This is a genomic window from Streptomyces sp. NPDC085900 (assembly GCF_044540925.1).
GTDB lineage: Bacteria > Actinomycetota > Actinomycetes > Streptomycetales > Streptomycetaceae > Streptomyces > Streptomyces gilvifuscus.
This window is the reverse complement of record NZ_JBITSP010000003.1, coordinates 158,620-171,975: the sequence shown is the minus strand read 5'-3', so window position 1 is coordinate 171,975 and position 13,356 is coordinate 158,620. Positions and strand designations below refer to the sequence as shown.

The window sequence follows — 13,356 nt, the reverse complement described above, 5'->3', positions numbered from 1 at the left end:
CCATGCAAGCGGAGTCAGCTGAGCAGCCGGCGCCGGACGAGCCCGTCACCGACGTACTCGCCCTGAACCTGGCCGAGTTGCGGACCGTCGCGCATCCGGTGCTGCGCGAGGTCCTCGACGACCTCCGGGAGCGGGCAGCCCGGCCGGGCGAGATGCTCTGGGGCTACGGCAGCGCGTTCTGACCGGAGCCGAGACGGGCGGGTTTCGGTCAAATTCCTTTCGCAGTACATGAGTTCAGGTCGTGATGCCGGTCGGGCGGGCGGCGCGGGGCCAACGGGCGTTTGCCGGGACACCGCTCGGGAAAGCGGCCTTGGACGGCCGAGGGCAGGGGGTGGCGGAGTGTCGCACGGCGTCGTTCACGTCGGGCCGTTCCCCTTTCGGCAGTTCATCGTGAAGATGCACGGCCGCTGCAACCTCGCCTGCCGCTACTGCTACCTCTACGAGGGGCCCGACCGCACCTGGCGCGACCGCCCCGCCAAGGCGTCCTGGGCCGTGCTCGACCGCACCGCGGAGCGCATCGCCGAGCACGCGCGCACCCACGGGTGCACCGACCTGTCCCTCGTCCTGCACGGCGGGGAACCCCTCCTGGCCGGGGCCGGCACCCTCGCCCGCTTCACCGACCACGTCCGCGCCCGCGTCCCGCACGGCACCACAGTCCACGCGGCCGTCCAGACCAACGCCACCCTGCTCACCGAGGACCGGCTCGCCACCCTGGCCGCCGCCGGCATCCGGGTGGGCATCAGCCTCGACGGCGGCCTGCCCGGACACAACGCGCGACGCGTCGATCACGCCGGACGCCCGTCCTGGCCCGCCGCCGCACGCGGCGCGCGCCTGGTCGCCGGCCGCTTCCCGGACTCGTACGCGGGCATCCTCACCGTCGTCGACCCCACGCTGGACCCGGTCGAGACCTACGACTCGCTGCTCGCCCTGCGCCCGCCTGCCCTGGACCTGCTGCTGCCGCACGGCAACTGGTCGTCCCCGCCGCCGCACCTGGCCGGCGACCGTCACGGGCGGTGGCTGTGCGCCGTCTTCGACCGCTGGTGGCACGCGGGACGGCGGGAGACCAGGGTCCGCCTGTTCGAGGCCTGCATCGCCCTGCTGCTGGGCCGGCCGGCCGCCACCGAACCGCTCGGACTGGCCCCCTTCGAGACGGTCGTCGTCGAGACCGACGGATCGATCGAGCAGGTCGACTCCCTGAAGTCGGCCTACGACGGCGCGGCCGAGACCGGGCTCGACGTCTTCCGGCACACCTTCGACGAGGCGCTGCGCCACCCGGCGGTGGCGGCGCGGCAGGCGGGCGCTGACGCGCTGGACGCCACCTGCCGGGCCTGCCCCCTGCTGCACGTCTGCGGCGGCGGCCAGTACGCGCACCGCTACCGGGCCGGACACGGCTTCACCAACCCCTCCGTCTACTGCAGCGACCTCCAGCGCTTCATCCGGCACGTGGCGCAACGGCTCACCGAGGAGACGGCCCTGGCGGCCGCCGTCCCGGCCGAAGGAGGCACCCCGTGATACTTCCGCCGCTGACCGACCGCGCCCTCGCCGAACTCGGCGGCACCGGCGGCGGTCCCGACACGCTCGCGCTGCTCGTCCGCGACCAGGACACCCGGCGGATGCTGCTCCTGCGGGCGATCCTGGAGGCGGCCGACGCGGCCGGACCCGAGGTGTGCCCACCCGACGCCCGCGAGCGGCTACGGGCTGACTGGGCCCTGCTGGAGGCCGCCGAGGCGGCGAACGGCGCTCTGGTCCGCGCCGCCCTGTGCCACCCCCTCCTCGGCCCCTGGGCCGGGCGCTGCCTACAGGCGCTGACCTCCCCGGCCGCCCGAACCACCGGCATGCCCCCCGCCCCCGGCCCGGCCGCCCGAACCACCAGCGCGCCGCCCGCCGCCGACACCGGCGCGTCCCCGGGCTCGGGCACAGTCCGGCACACCGAGGCCGGTCCGGACCATGGCGCGGTCCCGCACGTCGGCGGGGGCACGCACGGTGGCGCGGTCCCGGACCTCGAGGCCGGTCGGGACGCCGGCGCGGTCCCGTACGCGGGAGCGGTCCCTCACGCGGTGCCCGGCCCAGGTGCCCGCGGCCTCGGGCCCGGGCAGCAGTGCCGTGAACTGCTGGTCGATCTCGCTCACTTCAGCGCCGTCGCCGCGGCGGTCGCCGCTCGGGCCGGGGTGGCGTACGCCGTGCGGCTCAGTGCCCATGATGGGCGCCTCGTGCTGCCGGGCCTCGGGGCGCTGGGCGTCGACGGGGCCGAGCCGGTGGCCGTCGACGTGGTCCACCGGCACGGGCGGCTGACGCTGCGCAGGCCGGGCGCCGCGGACGTGTCCGTGTTCCTGGAGGACGGCTTCGGCGCCTGGTCGGACTCCCGGGCCTGGCACCCGGCGTACGCGCTGCCAGGACTGCTCCCGGACGGCGCGCCGCTGCCGCTGGAGGACTTCGACCCCTACCGCGCCGCACCCGGCGACCCGCAGTGCTACGGCCTGACTGGCCCCGCCACCCTCGACGACGGTGAGCGCAAGAACTGGCTCCAGGCGTGGTCCGGCACCGCGGGAGCGCTGCTGCTGTCCGGGGAGCAGCGGCTGACCGAGGCGGCGACCCTGCTGCGCTGCCTGGTCCCGCTCGCCACGCCGGACCGGGCCACGGCCGAGGCCCGGCGCGGCTCGTGCAGCGCCACCCGCAGCGAGGCGTTCGGCGCCGTGCTCAGCAGCACCCCGCCCGACGCCACCCGCCTGGCCGCCACTCTCGTACACGAACTCCACCACGCGAAACTCGCCGTCGTCAGCGAGATGATGACTCTCCATCACGCCGACGGGCAGGCACGGTACTTCGCCCCCTGGCGGCCCGACCCGCGACCGTACGACGGTCTGCTGCAGGGCGCCTACGCCCATCTGGCACTCGCCGACTTCCACCAGCGCCGGGCGCTCGACGGCTCGGACCGGGCGCACCTCGACACCGACTGGAGCCAGTTCGCCCGCTACCACGCCCAGGTCGGCGCGGCCCTCCCCGCGCTCGTCGGTTCCGCGGAACTCACCCGGCCGGGGCGGCGGTTGGTGGAGTTCATGGTCGACGCGCACGCCCGCATGGGCGAACATCCCGCGCCCCGCGCGCACGCGGTGCGCGCCCTGGAGTACGTGCGCACCGCGCGCCGGCTGTGGGCACGCCGGGTCCCCCAGGAGCTGCGTGCGCCACTCGCGTGACCGGGCCGCCGCATTCGGCGGAGAACGTTCCCCCCGAAGGTGGTGATCGTTGCGCTTGCGGGAAAGGATGCGAACCACGAGCGTCGGCGGCGGTGCGTCGTGCGCCTTCCCGGAGCCGTGTTCAGCTTCTAAAATTTCGTGCGGGAGGCCGCTGGATGTCTGGAACTCGTAGGCCGGTCGGGTCAGCCGAGAGGAGGGCCGCGCGGCAGACCGTCACGATCAGCTTCGCCGGGTTCAACCGGGCCTGGGCGGCCTGGATCGGCGACCGCTTGGAGCGGCGCGGTCTACGCGTGGTGTACCTGCGCTGGGACGCCCCGCCGGACGCCCCGCTCGCGGACCTGCTGCGCGGCCTGAGCCTGGCGGAGGGCCGAGTCCTCATCCTCGTCAGCGACTGGTACTTCAAGCTGGGCCCGCGCACCCACGAGGAGTGGAACGCGGCCCTCGGCGAGGTCGTCGCGCCGGACCCCTCCCGTTTCGCGGCCGTCTCGGTGACCACCGCCCCGATCCCCGCCGCCGCCGCGGTGCTCGCCCCCGCCGACCTCGTCAACATCGGCCCCGACGAAGCCGAACGCCGGCTCGTCGAACGCCTCGACCTGCCCTTCGAACCGCTCCCGGAGCCCGCCGACGGCCGCCGCGCGCCGCGCTTCCCGTCCGCCATGCCCGAGGTGTGGGGCAACGTCCCGCGCCGCAACACCCGCTTCACCGGCCGCGAACCGCTGCTGAACGACGCCTACCACCTGCTGCACGGCAGCGAGCCGGGGGCCGGCGTCCTCGCCCTCTACGGCATGTCAGGCGTGGGCAAGACCCAGCTCGCAGCCGAGTACGTCTACCGGTTCAGCTCCGAGTACGACGTGGTGTGGTGGATCAACGCCGAGAAACGCGTCTCCTACCGCCGCCAGCTGGCCGAACTCGCCCCGAAACTCGGCCTGTCGACGGGGGCCGAGTACGGCGAGCGGCTGCGCGCCGTACGCGACGCGCTGCGCCGCGGCGAGCCCTTCTCCCGCTGGCTGCTGATCCTCGACGGCGCCGACGACCCCGACCAGATCTGGGACCTCGTCCCCACCGGCCCCGGCCATGTGCTGATCACCTCCCGAAACCCCCAATGGGGCGAGCACAACAGCCAGTTGATGCAGGTCCCGGTGTACGCCCGCGACGAGTCCGTGGCCTTCATCCGGCGCCGCGCGCCCCGGCTGTCGGAGCCGGACGCCGACCAGCTCGCCGAGGCCCTGGAGGACCTGCCGCTGCTGCTGGACCAGACGGCCGGCTGGCTCAACGACTCCGACCTGTCCGTCGAGGACTACATCGCCCTGCTGGAGGGCGGCATCGACCAGGACGTCGTCAAGGTCTCCGCCGACTTCCCGGTCGCCTTCCAGACCGCCTGGTCGATACTGCTGAACAAACTCCGTGAGACGGTCCCGGAGTCCGTCGACCTGCTGCGCCTGTGCACGTTCTTCGCGCCCGGCTTCGTACCCGTACGACTGCTGAAGGACATGCCGCACGACGACCTGCCCGAACAGCTCACCGGGCTGCTGGAGGACCCGCTGCTGTGGAACCGGGCGATCAACCAGCTGCGCCAGTACTCCGTGGTGCGCCTGGAGTCCCACGAGTCGACCGGCGAGCCGGGTTCGACCTCGGGTGAGTCGCTGTACCTGCACCGCATGGTGCACCAGATCGTCCGCAACGACATGCCGGAGCAGGAGCGCCGCGAGTTCATCGAGGTGGTCCGGCGCGCCCTGGCGGCCGCCGACCCCGGCCGCGCCACCGACACCCGGCTGTGGGACACCTACGCCGAGCTCGTGCCGCACCTGAAGCACGCCGACGTCCTCAAGAGCCAGGACACGAAGGTGCAGCGGCTGGTCCTCAACTGCCTGCGCTACATGTACTTCGCCGGCGAGTACAGCTCGGGCGTCAAGCTCGGCGAGCGCGCCCTGCGCGCCTGGCGGACCACCCTCGGCGAGCACCACCCGCGGATCTGGGAGCTCACCTACCACTACGCCAACCTGCTGCGTTCCTCCGGGGACTACGAACTCACCGAGGCCCTCGAACGCCAGGCGGCCGACCATCTGCGTCAGGAGCGCGGCGACCGGGACCTGGACTACCTCCGGGCCGTCAACGGCCTCGGCGCCGACCTGTGGGGACTGGGCCGCTACGACGAGGCACTGGAGATCTACCAGTGGCTCTACCCGACCTACCGCGACCTGCTCGGCGAAGAGGACTCCCGCACCCTCAACGCGCTGAACAACCTGGGCTTCGGTCACCGCCTCCTCGGCCACTACCAGCAGGCCCTGGAGATCGACGAGAAGACGCTGGAGTCGCGTCGCCGACTGCTGAAGGCCCGCCACCCCTGGGCGCTGATGTCGGAGAACTCCTACGCCACCGACCTGCGGCTGCTGGGCCGCTACACCGAGGCGGAGTCCGTCCAGGCGAAGAACGTCCGCGAGTGCCGGCTCGTCCTGGGCGCCGACAATCCGCAGACGCTGCACGCCGAGCACAACCTCGCGCTGTGCCGGCTGCGGGTCGGCGACCGTACGGCCGCCGGGGCACTCCTGATGCGGGTGCTGGAGCGCTACGAGCGCAAGGTGGGCGAGCGGGACACGAAGGCGCTGGCCGCCGCCGTGAGCCACAGCTGCTTCGCCCGTGAGCACGGCGACATCGACCAGGCCCGAGAGACCAGCGAGTCCATCATCGCCCGCTACGAGGCGCAGCTGATCGCCGGTCATCCGTTCATCGCCGGGGCCCGCGCCAACCACGCGCTGATCCTGCGCAGCGTCGGCGAGCGGGACCACGCCCATGTGCTGATCGAGCAGGCCCTGGCCGAGATGAGCACGGCCGTGGGGGAGAACCACCCCTACACGCTGGGCTGCGCCATCAACGCCTCCGCCCTGCGCAACCTGGTCGGTGACACCGAGGGTGCCGCCGAGCTGAGCAGGCAGACCGTCACGCGGGCCACCGAGACCCTGGGCCGCACCCACCCCCTCACCCTGTCCGCCCGGGTCGCCCACGCGGCGGACCTGCGGGGCCTGCGCGACGTCCAGCAGGCCGAGAAGGTCGAACAGGGCGCCCTGTCGGATCTCGAGTCGACGCTGGGCAAGCAGCACGTCCACACGATCTCGGCCCGCTCCCGCAACCGGCCCTACTGGGACTTCGAACCCCAGGCGACGTGACGCCGGCGTCACGCACGCCGAAGGGCCCGCCCCCGGAGGATCCTCCGGGGGCGGGCCCTTGGTGGTGCTCGTGGTCAGAGGCTCACGCCTCGAAGACCTCCCGTACCAGCTGCTCCTGCTCCGCCTGGTGACGCTTGGCGGAGCCGACCGCCGGGGACGAGGAGTGCGGGCGCGAGATGCGCCGCAGCCGCTCGCCGTGCGGGACGTCCGCGCCGACCGCCAGGTCCAGGTGGTCGATCAGGTTGAGGGCGATGAACGGCCAGGCACCCTGGTTCGCCGGCTCCTCCTGGGCCCACAGGTACTTCTCGGCGTTCGGGTACTTGGCGATCTCCGCCTGGAGCTCGGCACCCGGCAGCGGGTACAGGCGCTCGATGCGGATGATCGCCGTGTCCGTGATGCCGCGCTTCTGCCGCTCGGCCTCCAGGTCGTAGTACAGCTTGCCCGCGACGAACACGACCTTGCGGACCGCGGCCGCGTCGACCGTCGAGTCGCCGATGACCGGACGGAACTGACCCGAGGTGAACTCCTCCGTCTTCGACGCGGCGGCCTTCAGGCGCAGCATCGACTTCGGGGTGAAGACCACCAGCGGCTTGTGGTGCGGGTTGTGCACCTGCCACCGCAGGAGGTGGAAGTAGTTCGACGGGAGCGTGGGCATGGCCACCGTCATGTTGTTCTGGGCGCACAGCTGCAGGAAGCGCTCGACACGGGCCGAGGAGTGGTCCGGGCCCTGGCCCTCGTAGCCGTGGGGGAGCAGGAGCGTGACGCCGCTCGTCTGGCCCCACTTCTGCTCCGCCGCCGAGATGTACTCGTCGACCACCGTCTGCGCGCCGTTGACGAAGTCGCCGAACTGCGCCTCCCACATCACGAGCGCGTCGGGACGGGCGAGCGAGTAGCCGTACTCGAAGCCCATGACCGCGTACTCGGACAGCAGGGAGTTGTAGACGTTGTAGCGGGCCTGCTCCTCCGCGAGGTACTGCAGCGGGGTGTACTCCTCGCCCGTCTCGCGGTCGATGAGGACCGCGTGGCGCTGGCCGAAGGTGCCGCGCTGGGAGTCCTGGCCCGACAGGCGGACCGGGGTGCCCTCCAGCAGCAGCGAACCGACGGCCAGGGTCTCGCCCATGCCCCAGTCGATCGTGCCGTCCTCGACCATCGCCGCCCGGCGCTGCAGCTGGGGCAGCAGACGCGGGTGCACGTGGAAGGAGTCCGGGATGTTGACCTGGGACTCGGCGATCCGCTTGACGGTCTCCGTGGAGATCGCGGTGTTCACGGCGACCGGGAACTCCGCCTGCGGGTCCGACACCGGGCCCGAGGTGGGCTGGGCGGTGATGGCCTCGCGGACCTCCGTGAAGACCTTCTCCAGCTGGCCCTGGTAGTCCTGCAGCGCCTGCTCGGCCTCTTCCAGGGTGATGTCGCCGCGACCGATCAGGGACTCGGTGTAGAGCTTGCGCACCGAGCGCTTCTTGTCGATCAGGTCGTACATCAGCGGCTGGGTGAAGGCCGGGTTGTCCGACTCGTTGTGACCGCGGCGGCGGTAGCAGATGAGGTCGATCACCACGTCCTTGTTGAACGCCTGGCGGAACTCGAAGGCGAGCCGCGCGACGCGGACCACGGCCTCCGGGTCGTCGCCGTTCACGTGGAAGATCGGGGCCTCGATCATGCGGGCCACGTCCGTCGCGTACATGGAGGAGCGCGAGGACTCGGGGGCCGCGGTGAAGCCGACCTGGTTGTTGATGACGATGTGGACCGTGCCGCCGGTGCGGTAGCCGCGCAGCTGCGACATGTTCAGGGTCTCGGCCACCACGCCCTGGCCCGCGAAGGCCGCGTCGCCGTGCAGCGCGATCGGCAGGACCGTGAAGTCCGTGCCGCCCTTGTTGATGATGTCCTGCTTGGCGCGGACGATGCCCTCGATGACCGGGTCGACCGTCTCCAGGTGGGAGGGGTTCGCGGCCAGCGAGACCTTGATCTGCTCGCCGTCCAGGCCGGTGAAGGTGCCCTGGGCGCCCAGGTGGTACTTCACGTCGCCGGAGCCGTGCATCGACTTCGGGTCGAGGTTGCCCTCGAACTCACGGAAGATCTGCGCGTACGACTTGCCGACGATGTTGGCCAGGACGTTCAGGCGGCCGCGGTGGGCCATGCCGATGACGACCTCGTCCAGCCGGGACTCGGCCGCCGAGTCGAGGACCGCGTCCAGCAGCGGGATGACCGACTCGCCGCCCTCGAGGGAGAAGCGCTTCTGGCCGACGTACTTCGTCTGCAGGAAGGTCTCGAAGGCCTCCGCCGCGTTCAGCCGGCGCAGGATGCGCAGCTGCTCCTCGCGCTCCGGCTTGGCGTGCGGGCGCTCCACGCGGTCCTGGATCCACTTGCGCTGCTTGGGGTCCTGGATGTGCATGAACTCGATGCCGGTGGTGCGGCAGTACGAGTCGCGCAGCACGCCGAGGATGTCGCGCAGCTTCATCATCGACTTGCCGGCGAAGCCGCCGACGGCGAACTCGCGCTCCAGGTCCCACAGGGTGAGGCCGTGCTCGGTGATGTCCAGGTCGGGGTGCTTGCGCTGGCGGTACTCCAGCGGGTCGGTGTCGGCCATGACGTGGCCGCGGACCCGGTAGGAGTGGATCAGCTCGAAGACGCGGGCGGCCTTGGTGACGTCGTCGTCGTGGCTGGCGTCGATGTCCTTGAGCCAGCGGACCGGCTCGTAGGGGATGCGCAGCGCCTCGAAGATCTCGTCGTAGAAGTTGTTCTCGCCGAGCAGGAGGTTGGCGACCTGGCGCAGGAACTCGCCGGACGCGGCGCCCTGGATGACCCGGTGGTCGTAGGTCGACGTGAGCGTCATGACCTTCGAGATGCCGAGCTTGTTCAGCGTGTCCTGGCTGGTGCCCTGGAACTCCGCCGGGTAGTCCATGGAGCCGACGCCCATGATCACCGACTGGCCGGGCATCAGCCGTGGCACGGAGTGGACGGTGCCGAGGCCGCCGGGGTTGGTCAGGGAGACCGTGACACCGGTGAAGTCGTCCATCGTCAGCTTGCCGTCGCGGGCGCGGCGGACGATGTCCTCGTAGGCCTGCCAGAACTCGAAGAAGTTCAGCGTCTCGGCCTTCTTGATCGCCGCGACGACGAGCTGGCGGTCGCCGTTGGGCTTCACCAGGTCGATGGCCAGGCCGAGGTTGACGTGTGCCGGCTTGATCAGGGTCGGCTTGCCGTCCTTCTCGCCGAACGCGTAGTTCATCGACGGCATGGCCTTGATGGCCTGCACCATCGCGTAGCCGATCAGGTGCGTGAAGGAGATCTTCCCGCCCCGGGCGCGCTTCAGGTGGTTGTTGATGACGATGCGGTTGTCGAACAGCAGCTTCACCGGGACCGCGCGCACGGACGTGGCCGTGGGCAGCTCCAGCGAGGCGTTCATGTTCTTCGCGACGGCGGCGGCGGGGCCGCGCAGCGTCACCAGCTCCGGGCCGTCGGGGGCCTGGGCGGCGGGCTCGGCCTTCGCGGCGGGCTTCGCGGCGGCGGGCTTGGCCGCGGCGGGCGCCGGGGCGGCAGCGGCCGGCTTGGCGGGCGCCGGAGCGGCGGCAGCGGGCTTCGGCTGCGCGGGGGCGGCCTGGGCCGGGGCGGGAACGGAGGCGGCGGCCGGGGCCGCGGCGGGGGCCGCAGGGGCCGCTGCTGGAGTCTCCGGGGCCGCCGTCGCCGGAGCCGAGGCGGCAGCGCCCGGCTTGTAGTCGGCGAAGAAGTCCCACCAGGCTCGGTCTACCGAATTCGGGTCCTGGAGGTACTGCTGATAGATCTCGTCGACGAGCCACTCATTGGGACCGAACGCGGCCGCGGGGTTCTTCCCGGCTTGGTCGGTGTCGGTCGAGATGCTCGAGTTACTGGGGGACTGTGGCGACACGGCGGCAACCGCCCTCTTCCGCTTCACAAGGTGATGGACAGCGGGAATAAAGGCTACGCCCCCTCGGGCGGGTAGGTCAGGCCGAGCAAGGTCATCGTCGCGTAAGTCACATCGGAAACCGTGTTTCGGGCGCGGAAATGGCGGGAAACAAGCGTGGTTCCGCTTCTGCTGCGAGTTCCCGCGGGTTCGCCGATCAAGCCCGGCAGACACCGTCTGCGGGCGTGTTCCTGATCACACGTGTCAGTCAGCGGGTCCGGCCCGGCGACACAGATGGATCTTGAGGCTCCGGTTCGGACTTTACGTCAACTTTGAACGGATGTCTCTCCCGGAAGGGTGACGAGAATCCGGCAGCCACGCTCGGATTCGGCCACTCCGATCCGGCCTCCGTGCAGATCGACGGCCCAGCGGGCGATCGCGAGCCCCAGGCCCGTACCGCCGTCTCCGCCCTGGCCGTTGGACGAGCCCGCGCCACCGCGGTTGAAGCGCTCGAAGACGCGGTGCCACTCCGAGCGCGGGATGCCGGGGCCCTCGTCGAGCACCTCCAGCTCCAGCGACTCCGGCAGCGCGCCGCGCCGGGCCTTCACCGTCACCCGGCCGTGCGCGGGGCTGTGCTTGACCGCGTTGTCGATGAGATTGGCCACGACCTGGTGGATGCGCTCGGGGTCCGCGTGCGCGGTCAGCTCCGGCGGGGAGACGTCCAGGTGCAGATGAACGTCCGTGCGCGTGCTGCTGCCGGAGCCCGAGGCGATGCCCGCGCGCGCCGGCACGGCCATGTTGGCCTCCTTCAGCACGCCCGACAGGTACGGCCACACCTCGAAGCGCCGCTGCCTGAGCGGTACGACGCCGTTGTCGAGGCGGGACAGGTCCAGCAGCGTCTCCACGAGCCGGCCCAGCCGCTCGGTCTGCTTCAGTGCCGTGCGCATGGTCTCGGGGTCGGCGGTGGTGACGCCGTCCACGATGTTCTCCAGCACGGCGCGCAGCCCCGCGATCGGCGTGCGCAGCTCGTGCGAGACGTTCGCCACCAGCTCCTTGCGCTGACGGTCCTGGGCCTCCAGGTCGTCGGCCATGCGGTTGATCGTCTGCGCCAGGTCGCCCAGCTCGTCACGCCGGTTCTCCCGCACCCGGCGCGTGTAGTCGCCGTGCGAGATGGCGCCGGCCACCGCGTTCATGTCGTCCAGCGGCGCGGTGAGCGAATGCGCCACGAACTGCGTTATCAGCAGTGTGGCGATCATCGAGAAGACCGTGATGAAGCGCAGCTCCGTCGCCGTGCGCATCGCGATCATCATCAGGCCGGTGGTGATCAGCACCGCGATGACGACGAGCGCGCCCAGCTTCGTCTTGATCGAGAAGGGGCGCAGGCCGCCCCAGGGCTCCGGCTGCTCCCCGGGGCCTCTCCGTGCGGACGGACCGCCGCTCATGGCGTCGGGGTCTCCAGCGCGTAGCCCACACCGTGCACGGTGCGGATCCGCTCGGCGCCGATCTTCCGGCGCAGCGCCTTGATGTGGCTGTCGACGGTGCGCGTGCCGGACGCGTCCGCCCAGTCCCACACCTCGGCCAGCAGCTGCTCCCGGGAGAGCACCGCGCGCGGGGTGTTGGCCAGGCACACCAGCAGGTCGAACTCGGTGGGCGTGAGGTGGACGTCCTCACTCCTGACCCGCACCCGGCGCTGCGCGTGGTCGATCTCCAGCTCGCCCAGGCGCAGGATGCCGCTTCTCGGCGTCGCGGCGGCCAGCGCGGCCCGCTCCACGCGCCGCAGCAGGACGTGCACGCGCGCGGCCAGCTCCCGCATCGAGAACGGCTTGGTCATGTAGTCGTCGGCGCCGACGCCGAGCCCGACCAGCATGTCGGTCTCGTCGTCGCGCGCGGTGAGCATCAGCACCGGCACCGGACGGGCGGCCTGCACGCGGCGGCAGACCTCCAGACCGTCGAAGCCGGGCAGCATGATGTCGAGGATCAGCAGATCGGGCTGCCAGGCCTCGGCGGTGTCGACGGCGGCCGGGCCGTCACCCGCGGTCTGCACGAGGAAACCCTCGGCGCGCAGGCGGGCCGCGATGGCGTCGACGATGGTCGGGTCGTCCTCGACCACCAGGACCCGGCGCTGTGCGCCAGGGGTCGCCGTCGTGCCGTTGTGGGATGTGTGGGTCTGCTCCATCGCCCGCCCCTGAGTTGCTTTCCGGAATGCGTGGGGTCATTCCTTCTGACTGGCTCATGCCTGCGCATGCTTGCGATTGACGCTTGAATGATCCGCGCCAGGGAAGCAGAGTACGGGGAGTAACCGCGCTTCGGCTATCCAGGTCGGACGGCGAGGTGCACCGCGTCCGGAACGCCCCGGGCAACCGGGATCTCTTCGGTACGCACCCGCTGGAACCCGGCATTCCGCAGTGTTCCTTCAAATTCCGGAGAGGGTCGCGCGGACCACACCGCGAGTACGCCGCCGGGTTTCAACACCCTTGCGCAGCTTGCGAGTCCGGCCGGCGAGTACAGCCCGTCATTGCCGTCGGTGACAGTCCAGTCCGGACCGTTGTCGATGTCCAGGCAGAGGGCGTCGTAAGTGGCGGATGTCTCACGGAGGTATTCGACGAGATCCGCCTGTACGACGGTGGTGCGGGGGTCGGCGAGGGCCCGGCCGGACTTTTCCGAAAGGGGCCCGTGCAGGTGCCAGTCGACGACGGCGGGCTCCCGTTCCACGACGGTTACGGCGCCCCAACGCGGGTTCGCCGCGGCGTGTGCGAGCGAGAAGCCGACGCCCAGGCCGCCGATCAGCACCTCGGGGTCGGGCCGGGAACCGAGTTCGGCGAGCGCCACGTCGACGAGCAGGCGCTCCGAGCGCCCGTCCGAGGTGTCCATCAGGAAGCACCCGTTGGCGATGATCTGCAGCAACTCCCCGTGCCGGCGCAGCGCGACCTCCCCGTAGGGACCCTCGCGACGGTCCAGCACAACTGGCGTGTCGTAGGCGGCGGTCATGGTCCCATCCTGCACGAACCCGGAACGAGGGCGCGGGGAATTGCGGGGGTGACGAGCGCGGGGGCGGCCGCCGGCCCGGCCGGCGTCACCTGCCCGCCCCGCCCGCCGGGCCCCGCCCGTGCTCCGCTCATGCTCCGTCCGCGCCTCGCGCGCG

At 71.5% G+C, this 13,356-nt stretch carries 8 protein-coding genes; 4 read left to right on the top strand and 4 right to left on the bottom strand.

The window, feature by feature from the left end; all coding sequences use genetic code 11:
- Window positions 1-2 precede the first annotated feature (2 nt).
- From fxsA to fxsT, 4 genes are all read left to right on the top strand, one after another.
- Window positions 3-182 carry an FxSxx-COOH cyclophane-containing RiPP peptide gene (gene fxsA / locus ACIGDI_RS10120; protein ID WP_272177257.1) on the top strand — a complete coding sequence of 60 codons (180 nt, stop codon included), beginning with the start codon at window positions 3-5 and terminating at the stop codon, window positions 180-182.
- Between the two features lie 214 nt (window positions 183-396).
- Window positions 397-1,512 (top strand): FxsB family cyclophane-forming radical SAM/SPASM peptide maturase, encoded by a 1,116-nt coding sequence (locus tag ACIGDI_RS10115; RefSeq protein WP_399895204.1) that lies wholly within the window; start codon window positions 397-399, stop codon window positions 1,510-1,512.
- Window positions 1,512-3,194, top strand: coding sequence for an aKG-HExxH-type peptide beta-hydroxylase (locus ACIGDI_RS10110; protein ID WP_399895201.1), 1,683 nt, complete (start codon window positions 1,512-1,514; stop codon window positions 3,192-3,194). The genes ACIGDI_RS10115 and ACIGDI_RS10110 overlap by 1 nt, the downstream gene beginning before the upstream one ends.
- Before the next feature lie 155 nt (window positions 3,195-3,349).
- Window positions 3,350-6,358, top strand: coding sequence for an FxSxx-COOH system tetratricopeptide repeat protein (gene fxsT, locus ACIGDI_RS10105; protein WP_399893380.1), 3,009 nt, complete (start codon window positions 3,350-3,352; stop codon window positions 6,356-6,358).
- Window positions 6,359-6,440: 82 nt separating this feature from the next.
- Here fxsT and ACIGDI_RS10100 read toward each other — a convergent pair whose 3' ends face one another.
- The 4 genes from ACIGDI_RS10100 to ACIGDI_RS10085 form a co-directional block, all read right to left on the bottom strand.
- Window positions 6,441-10,238 carry a multifunctional oxoglutarate decarboxylase/oxoglutarate dehydrogenase thiamine pyrophosphate-binding subunit/dihydrolipoyllysine-residue succinyltransferase subunit gene (locus tag ACIGDI_RS10100; protein ID WP_399893377.1) on the bottom strand — a complete coding sequence of 1,266 codons (3,798 nt, stop codon included), beginning with the start codon at window positions 10,236-10,238 and terminating at the stop codon, window positions 6,441-6,443.
- Window positions 10,239-10,540: 302 nt separating this feature from the next.
- Complete coding sequence (locus ACIGDI_RS10095) at window positions 10,541-11,656, bottom strand: ATP-binding protein (RefSeq protein ID WP_200703269.1); 1,116 nt, start codon at window positions 11,654-11,656, stop codon at window positions 10,541-10,543.
- Window positions 11,653-12,390 (bottom strand): response regulator transcription factor, encoded by a 738-nt coding sequence (locus tag ACIGDI_RS10090; protein ID WP_058923261.1) that lies wholly within the window; start codon window positions 12,388-12,390, stop codon window positions 11,653-11,655. The genes ACIGDI_RS10095 and ACIGDI_RS10090 overlap by 4 nt, the downstream gene beginning before the upstream one ends.
- Before the next feature lie 134 nt (window positions 12,391-12,524).
- Complete coding sequence (locus ACIGDI_RS10085) at window positions 12,525-13,202, bottom strand: spermidine synthase (RefSeq protein ID WP_399893372.1); 678 nt, start codon at window positions 13,200-13,202, stop codon at window positions 12,525-12,527.
- Between the last annotated feature and the right edge of the window lie 154 nt (window positions 13,203-13,356).

Excerpts from the sequence above, each read along its gene's own strand:
- fxsA (WP_272177257.1), top strand. The coding sequence starts at position 3 with ATGCAAGCGGAGTCAGCTGAGCAGCCGGCGCCGGACGAGCCCGTCACC.
- ACIGDI_RS10115 (WP_399895204.1), top strand. The coding sequence starts at position 397 with ATGCACGGCCGCTGCAACCTCGCCTGCCGCTACTGCTACCTCTACGAG.
- fxsT (WP_399893380.1), top strand. The coding sequence starts at position 3,350 with ATGTCTGGAACTCGTAGGCCGGTCGGGTCAGCCGAGAGGAGGGCCGCG.
- ACIGDI_RS10095 (WP_200703269.1), bottom strand. The coding sequence starts at position 11,656 with ATGAGCGGCGGTCCGTCCGCACGGAGAGGCCCCGGGGAGCAGCCGGAG.
- ACIGDI_RS10090 (WP_058923261.1), bottom strand. The coding sequence starts at position 12,390 with ATGGAGCAGACCCACACATCCCACAACGGCACGACGGCGACCCCTGGC.
- ACIGDI_RS10085 (WP_399893372.1), bottom strand. The coding sequence starts at position 13,202 with ATGACCGCCGCCTACGACACGCCAGTTGTGCTGGACCGTCGCGAGGGT.